At 41.7% G+C, this 11,114-nt stretch carries 11 protein-coding genes; 2 read left to right on the forward strand and 9 right to left on the reverse strand.

Going from position 1 to position 11,114, the window contains the following annotated elements; translation table 11 throughout:
* Positions 1-86 precede the first annotated feature (86 nt).
* The 6 genes from QZL69_RS03240 to QZL69_RS03265 all read right to left on the reverse strand — a co-directional run bounded on the left by QZL69_RS03240 (position 87) and on the right by QZL69_RS03265 (position 5,334).
* Entirely contained in the window at positions 87-974 is an 888-nt protein-coding gene (locus QZL69_RS03240; RefSeq protein ID WP_022213787.1) for a putative ABC transporter permease, read from the reverse strand.
* A 53-nt stretch (positions 975-1,027) separates the two neighbouring features.
* Positions 1,028-1,675 (reverse strand): potassium channel family protein, encoded by a 648-nt coding sequence (locus tag QZL69_RS03245; RefSeq protein WP_022213788.1) that lies wholly within the window; start codon positions 1,673-1,675, stop codon positions 1,028-1,030.
* A 12-nt stretch (positions 1,676-1,687) separates the two neighbouring features.
* Positions 1,688-3,052 carry a TrkH family potassium uptake protein gene (locus QZL69_RS03250; protein ID WP_255420418.1) on the reverse strand — a complete coding sequence of 455 codons (1,365 nt, stop codon included), beginning with the start codon at positions 3,050-3,052 and terminating at the stop codon, positions 1,688-1,690.
* Positions 3,053-3,122: 70 nt separating this feature from the next.
* Positions 3,123-3,968 carry a 4Fe-4S binding protein gene (locus QZL69_RS03255; protein ID WP_022213790.1) on the reverse strand — a complete coding sequence of 282 codons (846 nt, stop codon included), beginning with the start codon at positions 3,966-3,968 and terminating at the stop codon, positions 3,123-3,125.
* Positions 3,969-3,975: 7 nt separating this feature from the next.
* Complete coding sequence (locus QZL69_RS03260; protein ID WP_005426325.1) at positions 3,976-4,128, reverse strand: CD1871A family CXXC motif-containing protein; 153 nt, start codon at positions 4,126-4,128, stop codon at positions 3,976-3,978.
* Between the two features lie 30 nt (positions 4,129-4,158).
* Positions 4,159-5,334: a TlpA family protein disulfide reductase gene (locus QZL69_RS03265; RefSeq protein WP_291518062.1), complete on the reverse strand. Its 1,176-nt coding sequence runs from the start codon at positions 5,332-5,334 to the stop codon at positions 4,159-4,161.
* A gap of 255 nt (positions 5,335-5,589) precedes the next feature.
* Between QZL69_RS03265 and QZL69_RS03270 the strand changes: the two genes are divergently transcribed.
* Both QZL69_RS03270 and QZL69_RS03275 read left to right on the forward strand, forming a co-directional pair.
* Positions 5,590-6,267 (forward strand): response regulator transcription factor, encoded by a 678-nt coding sequence (locus tag QZL69_RS03270; protein ID WP_022213792.1) that lies wholly within the window; start codon positions 5,590-5,592, stop codon positions 6,265-6,267.
* The gene (locus QZL69_RS03275; RefSeq protein WP_022213793.1) at positions 6,264-7,457 is read left to right on the forward strand and encodes a sensor histidine kinase; all 1,194 of its coding nucleotides are present in this window, start codon (positions 6,264-6,266) and stop codon (positions 7,455-7,457) included. The genes QZL69_RS03270 and QZL69_RS03275 overlap by 4 nt, the downstream gene beginning before the upstream one ends.
* Positions 7,458-7,549: 92 nt before the next feature.
* Here the strand turns inward: QZL69_RS03275 and QZL69_RS03280 are convergent, their stop codons facing one another.
* From QZL69_RS03280 to QZL69_RS03290, 3 genes are read right to left on the reverse strand one after another with little or no spacing between them, the layout of a single operon-like run.
* Positions 7,550-8,647: a hypothetical protein gene (locus QZL69_RS03280; RefSeq protein ID WP_022213794.1), complete on the reverse strand. Its 1,098-nt coding sequence runs from the start codon at positions 8,645-8,647 to the stop codon at positions 7,550-7,552.
* A 16-nt stretch (positions 8,648-8,663) separates the two neighbouring features.
* Entirely contained in the window at positions 8,664-9,806 is a 1,143-nt protein-coding gene (locus QZL69_RS03285; RefSeq protein WP_022213795.1) for a hypothetical protein, read from the reverse strand.
* Positions 9,807-9,823: 17 nt separating this feature from the next.
* Complete coding sequence (locus QZL69_RS03290; protein WP_022213796.1) at positions 9,824-10,879, reverse strand: helix-turn-helix domain-containing protein; 1,056 nt, start codon at positions 10,877-10,879, stop codon at positions 9,824-9,826.
* Positions 10,880-11,114 lie beyond the last annotated feature (235 nt).

The following is an 11,114-nucleotide window of genomic DNA, read 5'->3' on the forward strand; positions in this document are numbered from 1 at the left end:
ATTTCACTGGCGGTATTTTCATCATCAATAAAGGAATTCTTTATTTTCTTACACCGCTTAACACCTTCGCGATCATGCAAGTAGCTCTACTTCAGTTTCTTCTTCAGTTCCTGGATCAGTTCAAAGTAATCTCTGTGTTTCATCTCCGGGAAAGCTTTGATGATTCGACCCTGGCCAAATACAGTATGGTTTGTGATGGAACTGGACAGTTCATCAAACTGTGCCTGAAGCTCTGATTTTTTCATGCGAAGCATTTCAATAGATTTTTCCTTCTGGGCGGCTGTTGCCTCAAGGAGTTCTGCTTTTGCAAGTGCAGCCTGTACCTTACCTTCACCGACCTTCTGTGCAGTGTCGATCGTGGTCGTTGCCAGAGTATTACTGAGTTTGTCGCTTACGATCCTCAGATCTGAGCTGACTTTATCCAGCTTGGTAAGTTTCTTGTTCAGACCACGGATAACTGCTACCGTCACAATGAAGTCTGTCAGATACACTGCATATAAAACAGCTATTACGATCCACTCCCAGGTTGCCGGGGTATGGGATGCCTGACTTTCTACATATTTCTGAAAAACCTTTACTACCATAACGATTGCAAGTCCCCAGATCAGCGAAAACTCCAGACAGATATATCCGTGGAAATTGAACGGCTTATCTGAATAGTCCCACCATCTCGCATGAAAACATACATCCAGCAGCCAGCCGGCGATCAGCTCCACTGCCGTTGCAAGGATAATTCCAAACAGAAAGATCATTGCATCATTCATCTGATGTCCGCCACTCTGGATCGTATTGAGCATGGCAAACACAGAAAGCACTCCGAATCCATACACAGGGCATACCGGTCCGTTCAAAAATCCCCGGTTTATAACCTTTCCAAGTGCTACCGCATGAAAAATAACTTCAACAACCCAGCCGCCAAAAGAATAAACCAGAAAATACAGGCATATCTGAAAATATGTCATTCCAAAAATCATGACTCTCTCCCCCTAAAAATCACTTCTTTCACCTGTCTGTTAATTCACTGTTATCAGATGTGGAAAAATTTCTGAATTGCTTTATAATCTCCAAGAACCAGAAGCGTACTGTCAGCTTCAAGAACTGTATCTACAGAAATTGTCACACTGACTTCTCTTTCTTTTTTTACTGCAAGAATATTTATATTATATCTTCTTCGAATATCCAGTTCTCCAACAGATCTTCCAATCCATTCATCTGGGATTGCTACTTCAAAGATCGCATGAGACGCATCTACTTCCATATAGTCAAGGATATGATCATCCGCATAACGGATAGATGCCCATTTTGCCACCTGTTTTTCAGGATAAACGACTCTGTCTGCACCATTCCGTAAAAGGAATTTTTCCTGTACGTCACGCTCTGCCCGGGAAATTACCAGATTTGCTCCCAGTTCTTTTAATAATGATGTTGTCTCAAGCGAATTCTGAAAACTGCCTCCAATGGTAACAAAGCAGATATCAAAATTTCCTATTCCCAGTGATTCCAGGAAACTGGCATCTGTACTGTCTCCAATCTGGGCATTGGTAACAAAAGGAAGGATTCTGTTGACTCGCTCCTCATTGATATCCACTGCCATGATTTCGTGTCCCATTTCATTCAGCTGCATTGCAATATGTTTTCCAAATCGTCCAAGACCAATAAGTAAAATATTCTTCATGCTCTCTCTCCTTTATCCAACTGTTATTTTTTCCAATGGCATTTTTGCATTTGTATTTCTTCTGGACACTACCGCATAGATCAGGGTCAGTCCTCCTACACGTCCCAGATACATAAGCACGATCAGTATCAGTCGTGACAGGATATGAAGCCCCGGTGTGATTCCCAGAGTAAGTCCTACGGTTCCTACTGCTGAAGCAGCCTCATACAGACAAAGCTGCAATGAAAGCCCTTCATAAACACTGATGGTTATTCCTCCAAAGAAAAACAATACAAAGTACAGCATTGCTATCGTTGCGGCATTTTTTATTACCTGACTGTCGAATCTTCTTCCAAAAGCCCCCGCATCCTCACGACTTCGAAATGTCGCAAACGCATTCAAAAGCAGGACTGCCACTGTCGTTGTTTTCATGCCACCTGCTGTAGAACTTGGTGATCCTCCCATTAGCATAAGAAGTATCATGATCGCCTGTCCCACCTCAGTCATCGATGACAGATCTGCGGTATTAAAACCAGCCGTTCTTGTCGTTACAGACTGAAAAAGCGATAACAGCGTCCGTTTCCCAATCGATACCTGTCCAAAGTCACAGACAAAAAAGAAGATCGCCGGGACAAAAATCAGGATTGCGGTCGTTAACAGAATAATCTTGCTCTGCATACGATAACGTTTAAATCGGAGTTTATTCGTATAAACATCATCCCATGTAAGAAAACCAATGCCACCAATGATAATCAGAAGCATAATCACTATATTTAACCAGAAATTTCCGGCATAACCACTCAGTGATACAAAAGTGTTATCTGCGGTACCAAGTATATCAAATCCCGCATTACAAAAGGCCGATATGGAATGAAAAATCGACATCCATATACCTTTTATTCCAAAATCACGGCAAAATATCGGAAGAAGCAAAACCGCACCAATTCCTTCGATCAGAAACGTTCCTCTCAGAATAAACTTTGTCAGGCGGACAATACCACCGACTTTTGGTGCTGAGATGGCATCCTGCATGGTACTTCGCTGCATCAGTGATATCTTTCGTCCTGACAGCATAAACACCGAAACGGCAACCGTTACAACTCCCAGGCCGCCTGTCTGTATAAGCAGCAATATCACTGCCTGTCCAAAACCTGACCAGTAGCTTCCTGTGTCCTGCACAACAAGACCCGTCACACATACAGCAGAAGTTGAAGTAAAAAGTGCCTGATCAAATGGCGTTACAACTCTCTCCGCAGATGAGACGGGTAACATAAGCAGGAGTGATCCCAAAAGAATCACTCCTGCAAAACCTAAAATAATCATCTGAAAGGATGTCAGATGTTTTCTTTTATGTTTTTCTGGCATAACTAATCTCCTCTTTTTTGATTTTAATAGTATTATATACCAAAAAAGAAGTTATACAAGCTTAATATTGATTATCATCTGATATTAAGCCCATATAAAAATTTCATTTTCTTTTTGTCCCACACTGAATTGCCTGTGTCGGACAGATCTTTTTACATCTTCCACAGCGAATACATTCTAAGCTGTTCGGGTTTTCCACCGGATTTACTTCCATCTGACATGCTTTTGCACATTTTCCACAGTGAACGCATTTTTCTGCATCCACTCGATAACGGAAAACAGAAACTTTATTAAATACAGAATAAAAAGCACCCAACGGACAGATATATTTACAGAACGGCCGATAAATGATAATGGAGAGTATGATTGTGATCACCAGGATCGTATTCTTCCACACATAGAGCCATCCCACTGCACTGCGCATGGATTTATTCAAAAGCACCAGTGGAAGCCCGCCTTCCAGCGTACCTGCCGGACAGATCAGCTTACAGAAATAAGGGGAGCCCTGCCCCATAATATCCACCACAAATAATGGCATCAAAACTACAAACACCAGAAGAATCACATATTTCAGTTTACGAAGCAGCTTATCTCCCCTGAATGTCCGAATCTTTTTGGGAAAAGGAATCTTATTCAAAAGATCCTGGATCAGTCCAAACGGACAGAGGAATCCACAGACAAGTCTTCCCAGCAGAGCTCCGATAAAAATCAGAAATCCAACTATATAATATGCCATTTTGAAATTCCAGCTACCGATCACTGCCTGAAAGGAACCAATAGGACAGGCACCTGTGGCCCCGGGGCAGGAATAGCAGTTCAGCCCCGGAACACATACATTTTTCAATTTTCCGGTATAAATCTTTCCAGTCACAAATCCGGAAACATGACTGTTTGTAAGCGCCGCCCACAGGGCCTGAATCCCATGGCGCGGCCACTCATTAATTTTCATTTTTTTGTTATCCAATTCCAATACACTCCATACAGATATTAATTGCCTTTGTAAAGACTACATCCACTTCGCCCCGGTAAATTCCAAATATCATCAAGAGGATTCCCAGAATCGCCAGCGCAGGACCTATCCACTTTGAATCTGTTATTTTTTTCATCATTTTTCTTATCTTTCTGTCAAAATCGCTTTATTATTTAGAAATGTTCTTGAGTTCTTTTTCTACGATTTCTTTCCATTCGTCCAGTGTATGGCTTCCTGAATAGGTTTCTCCTACAATATTTCCTTCTTTGTCAACAAAGAATGTTTCCGGGAAAGCAGAGATACCATTTAAACGTCCATTCATCATTGTTGAATCCGGGACCAGGAACGGATAGGAGGCTTTTGTCTTTTCCTGAAGAACACCGGCTTTTTTCACTGTATCCTCATTCTGTTTGGCATCATCACTCACTGTATCAAGAACGACACCGACAACTCCAACACCTTTTTCCTTCATCTCTTCATAGAGTTTTTCCAGCTCCGGAATCTCATTTACACATGGAGAACACCAGGTAGTAAAAACATTCACAAGTGTAAGATCATAATCGCTGAATACTTTTTCTGTATAATCTTTTCCATCAACGCCTTTTGTCTCAAACTTGCCTACAGTTGTAGAATCACCTTCATTGCTTGTCTCCTGTGGCTGGTCAAATGCGGAAAGCTTCTGGAATGGTGTCATCTCTGTGAGTGTCACATCAATTTCTTCCACTTCTTTTTTCAGGGATTCATCTGCATCTTTATTAGTGCTCAGATAATATTTATACTTTCCATCACTGCTGCTTCCGATTTCTTTGTGTTCTGTGCAGCCTGTGATCTTATCCAGTTCTTTCTCAGAATCTTCGTCATAGATTCCAATCGCTCCAACTTTTGCAAGACTATTGTACCAGTCATCATATGCTGTTCCCATCTTGTCAACCTCTGCCTCTTTCTGCTCCTCGGTCATTTCGCTCCAGCTTATATATGCATATTTAATTGCATCTGCATTGTCATTCCATACTTCATTTGTGATCATCGCAATGGTCTGCGCTTTTATCTGTTTAAGCAGTTCCTCCGGAAGTTTCATGTTAAGTCCAAGGAATGGATACTCATAAGAATCCTGTGCCTGCACAGTTGTCTCAGATGGTTTAAAAGTACCCTGTATAAAATCTGACGGAATTGCATCACCATCTGCTGCAACCGCATCTCCATCAGCCACCATTCCGGCTTGGTCTGCCGGAACCGCCATTGCTTCTGTACTTTCTGCTGCCATTACTGATACACTTCCAAATGTAGATACTCCCAATACTGCTGCTGCCATAAGTGCTGTTATTTTTTTCATTCTGAATTTCATGATATTTATATCTCCCTTCATATTTGTCCTGTAATTTATAAATCGTTTTGTGTTTTTATTATACACGCTTTGATTACTGTAACCGTATTATATCATCCTGTCTATAAAATCTCTGTTAAGAAATCAAAAAAATCAAAATTTCTTTTTATTCCTGTATTTTTTACGGGAATTTTATATGGAACATGATATGATAATATCAGAGTTTCACTATAAGCATTTTAACCCCGACATCATATTTGACAAAGGAGATTTCTTATGCACATATTAGTAATAGAAGACGAAGAACAGCTCTGCTGCTCGATTGCAGAGGGACTTCGCCTGAATGGATACGAAACAGATACCTGTTTTGATGGAGATGAGGGACTGGAATTGTGCCTGACCGAAAATTATGATCTGATTCTTCTGGATCTGAATCTTCCCGGCATAGATGGTCTGGAAATCCTGCGGCAGTTCCGGGAAATAAACTCCTTCACACCTGTTCTGATCCTTTCCGCCAGAGGACAGATCCAGGACAAAGTAGAAGGACTTGATCTTGGAGCAAATGACTATCTGACAAAGCCTTTTCACTTCGAGGAACTGGAAGCCCGGATCCGCAGCCTGACACGGCGAAAATTTATTCAGGAAAATATCTGCCTGAAATGCGGACGTATCACCTTTGATACCCGTACAAGAAAAGCCAGCATCAACAACGAAGAACTTTCTCTCACCCGGAAGGAAACCGCACTGCTGGAATATTTTATGCTTCACCAGAATCGTATCATCGGCTCGGAAGAACTGATCGAACATATCTGGGACGGAAGCGTCAACAGCTTCAGCAACTCCATACGTGTCCATATTTCTGCCCTTCGCAAAAAGCTGCGCACGGCTCTTGGCAATGATCCGATCCAGAATAGGATCGGACAGGGCTATATTCTGACGGAGGATCTGAAATGAAAGAAAATCATACAATAAAAAATCCACTGAAGAAACGCTCCCTGCAGTGGCGGCTGACTTTGCTCATCACTCTGCTTGTAACCGTCACCTGCATTCTGATGTATTTTTTCATCAGTAATTCCGCTGTCACCGGAATGGAAAATCTTGAAAGCTACATCGTACAGATTAATAAAACTGACTCCACACCAATCACTTTCAATGTAGATCCATCCATATTGTTTCCGGATCTTTCCAATCAGGTGCAGGCGACCAAAGACTTATTTCGCATCAGAAGCATGATCGCTACCGGCATTATTATTCTTCTAAGCAGTATTGGAACTTATTTCATCAGCCGCCGTGCACTGACTCCTTTGCATGACCTCAGTACAAAAATTGGTAAAATACAGGCGCAGAATCTTTCAGAATCTCTGGAAATACCAGACAGTAATGACGAAATTTCCCAGTTGACTGCTTCTTTTAATAAAATGCTCTCTCGTCTGGATGATGCATTCACTGCACAGAAGCAGTTTTCTGCCAGTGCCGCACATGAGCTTCGGACTCCGCTTGCCGTCATGCAGACAAATCTGGAAGTTTTTGCCCGCAAAAAGACACCTTCCATAGAAGAATACCAGGAGATTTTCTCCTTGATTCAGGAACAGACCGGGCGTCTTTCTCATCTGGCAGAGATTCTTCTCGATATGACCGGTATTCAGACGGTTGAACGCTCTGAGACAATTTCGCTGGCAGAGCTTACAGAGGAAGTTTTCTGTGATCTGGCTTCAGTGGCTGAGCAGAAGCAAATTGAATTGATCCAAAGAGATGGCGACTGTACTGTTACCGGAAGTTATCTTCTTCTCTACCGTGCTGTGTATAATCTCGTGGAAAATGCTATCAAATATAACCATCCTTCAGGAAAAGTAACTGTAACTCTCCATCCGGGAAAAGTCATTCTGGATGCCTCTTCACAGCCTCATCCGGCAGACTGTGCTTTCATTGAAATCTCTGACACCGGCATTGGAATTTCTCCTGAATATCAGGAAAAAATCTTCGCCCCGTTTTTCCGCGTAGACAAATCCCGAAGCCGTGCCATGGGTGGTGCCGGTCTTGGACTCGCCCTCGTAACCGAAATTGCCAGACAGCATGGCGGACAGGTAAAAGTGCTCGAAAGCAATGAGAAAGGCAGCACGATCGCACTCATGCTGCCTCTATAAGAGCAGAGCCACCGGGGACGATATTAAAGCCACTGAAGACGGAGTTGAATACCATCAACCTCCGTCCCCGGTAGTTTTTGTCCCCAGTGGTTTTAAAGGCTTAATGAAGTCAGTATTGTATTGATCGTAACAATACCATCCAGCTGAAAATCGCTATTCTGAATTACAGCTGCAATATCTTCCAATGTTTCTGCCCCATCACTGTACGCCCAGACAACGGAAACTGCCGGTGAATTTTCTATCCCGGAAGTATCTCCGGCAATATAAAGTACGCCTTGATCTGTGTCTTCCTGTGTCAATTCATACGTACTCCAATCACTGGGAAGATACAGCTGAAATCCATCCTGAAATGGAACCCACGTTCCACTATACGATGCTTTTGTCTCATCAAAAACAATATCACTTCCATCTGCATGCTCTTCTGTACTGTTTCCCGCAGCTCCAACAATACTTCCAACCGTTCCACCGGAAATGATACTATTTGCTAAAGAAGGTTCCTGCTGTACAGCATCATCGGCTGCCTGTTGAATATCCTCCAGCGTTTTTTCTGCGCCTCCTGTCACGGAACGCTCACTGTCCACATGATTTGCGTAATCACTGTCACCTCCGGCAAGATAAGCCATACTTCCAGCCACCTGTTCCAGCATATCTCCTGTGTAATATCCCAGCGACTCTATCTCTTTTGTTCCAAACATATAGGTTCTATCATTTTCACTGAAAAAAAGTCTTCTGTCACGTACTACATATCCGCTCGTAGTATACGTGTAACCAATTTTTGTAAATATACGTCCTTCCAGTTCTACTGTATCCATGTCTTCTGATACTTGCAGATCACTGTAGTTTTCCGCCATATACTTTGTAAATTCATTCACAAAGTTAACAGACGCTGCATCATATTTTCCAATGATCACATAAGGAATAGACTCATCTGCCATCGCGTAAATATAAACAAATCCATCATCCTGGCGAATCGCAGTATAATCAGAAACCTGGACAGAAATCCCTATATCATCCAATGCTATAACATCTCCCTGAGGCATCTGTTCTGACTCTGACTGTACAACCGTATTTTCTTCAACTGCCATACTTCCCACCATTGCAGCATATACTGGAAGGGCACTTCCTGCCACCAGACCTGCTGTTACAAAAAACGTAACTACTTTTTTGCCTATGCGCGCTGTTTTTTTCATGCTCCTGTTCCTCCTTTCAATTTGGATAAAGCTGTGTGGTTCCGGCCGGTTGGTCCGTACCATTAGATACATAAACATTTCCAAGATCATCTGCGTACACATAATCATAAGAAGTCGGTATTTTTACATGCTCTCCATCCGGCAATGTATAATCGTTCTGTGAATAGATATAATCCGTAAAACGTTCTGCATCGTAAGTAGAATCGTTCCCTATCGATGCACTGACACTGTCCTGACAGTAATCTCCGATCTGTGACATACTGGAACTGCCACTGTACTGCATGATCTGCGTTCTTGCATCTATAAAGGCCTGCACAAACTGATCTGTCATTGCTGTATTCAAAACAAACTGCTCAAAATCCGCGTAACTGTTTTCATATTCATTTTCCGGCGTCAACATAAAAAATGTAAATGGCGATTCCCATGCGACAAAAGCAGTATGTGCAGTTGTATAGATCATATCTGCTGTCGAAGAAAGCTGTACTCCATTTGTTGTCGTCAATATCGTAAACCGAAACGGTATCTGATCCAAGGTAAGTCCATAAGTCCTCTCCGCCATTCCACTATAACTTCCATCTACCTGAAATCCACTTCCCTGTACCAGTTGCTGATTTTGCTGATAGTTTAAATTAGCCGATTCATCCAACATTTTCTGCTGACTCGGTGTAATCTCTGCCTGACTGAGTAATTCTGCCTGATTCCCATCCAGAATATTTTCTGTCATATAATCACAGTATTCTTCTGCCTTCATAAAATGTAACATTGGCACCATTGTCTGTGCATCAAACCAACCATCCTGGTGCTGGTTATAAGATACACCTCCCATTGAATAATCCAGCATATGCTCATAAGACACTGGTGAATAAAAGCCAAATATCGTGTTCTGATCCGCACTCATTGCAGTCAGATAAACCTGTGCCGGAGCAGAAGCGCTCTGCCACTTTCCACACCATGTCACATCCCCACTTACTGTATAATCTATCGGTACATAACCTCTGGCTGCGGTTTTCCTCGTTGAACTGTCCTGTATAGTCTGCACTTTATATGAGCGTCCTCCATTATTTCCCAGTGCCCATATATCTTGCGGACCAGTCATACTAACCGCAAAACTTCCTGCAACAGCTGCCATTATAAACGCTTCTCTTTTTTTCCGTTTCATATTCCTCTCCTTTTTCTCTACATCTTCCCGTCCTGAATCGGCAAAGTCATATTTTCCAGTGCATATCTGAGTTTCGGATGATGTATAACAAAATGGATAGCCGGTGCTCTGTTTTTGGATACCATGCACCATTTTCCTTCAAAGCAGGTAATTTGAATATTGCGAAAACCTTTCATCTGCGTCACATGGACTGTATAGTTTTTGTGATTTTCTGCATATGCCTCTGCTTCTCTTATTCCGGAAAGATATTCGTCATATGAAAGCTGGATATCTTTTTCCAGGAAACACTCTGCAAGAGAAAGCACCAATGGATATTTCTCATATTCTTCCGAAATGATTTCTGAAATCTCATCTTCCACGGTACTATGACTCAGGATCATTTCCAGTCTTTCTTTTTGCTTTGTATAACATTCCAGAACTATCTTCCGCTCATTTCCACAAATTGCATTGCGCTTCAGGATCTTCTCCAAAAGTTGTTCCGACATCGTTCCCAATGATGGAGCTGCCAGTACTCTCCGCCGATGCCCTTCCTTATGCATATCTTCATCCAGAAAAATATTTAACTTATTTCTTCGTTCCTTTCTGTAAATATCCATCAGTGAACTGGCTTTTTTCAGAAGGAATTCCATATTTTTTTTGCTGACTGCTACTTCCTCTTTACGACTGGTCAGATAATAATGTGCCAGACTTCTTTTTCCATTTCGTATCTTGGACAGATAAGATGGATCATAATGCATAAAAGCAGCTATTTTTGAGATATTAATGTCCAGCTCAGTCAGCAGCAAATTTACTTTTTGATTGTCAAAATGCAACTCCTTTTGGCCCGTCATCAGACTTTTACGTAATTTCTCAAATACCTGTTCTGCATTAAAATCCTGAATCATTTTGGTCTCTGCTATCTTTATGATTCCATCAGATAGTTTTTTGAGATACTCGCTGTCAGCAGAAGGCATCCTCTCTCCTTTACGATATCTGCTGATAACAGTCTCTGAAATCCCACTACTGACAGCCAGTTCTTTACCTGTGCATTGAATTTGTTTTATATACTCGTTCAGACATTCTTTAAAACTCACGCTCGCTTCACCTCATTTCTGTATATAAATCTTTAATACTATTATAAAAGATTTTCAAAAAATGCACAAAAAAATTACCACATCTGTCCAAGACAAATATGGTAATTTTTTCGATTTCATATTATCCAATGCGTCGTAAAACCCCTTGCTTTAGCTCTTAACTTGACCCATAAGTAATCATAGATATTTATATGTTCCCATGTTATACTAAAGAAAAAGGGGAGATCCAAATGAC

The sequence above is a fragment of the Blautia sp. CAG:237 genome (assembly GCF_000436615.1).
In the GTDB taxonomy this organism is placed as follows: domain Bacteria; phylum Bacillota; class Clostridia; order Lachnospirales; family Lachnospiraceae; genus Blautia_A; species Blautia_A intestinihominis.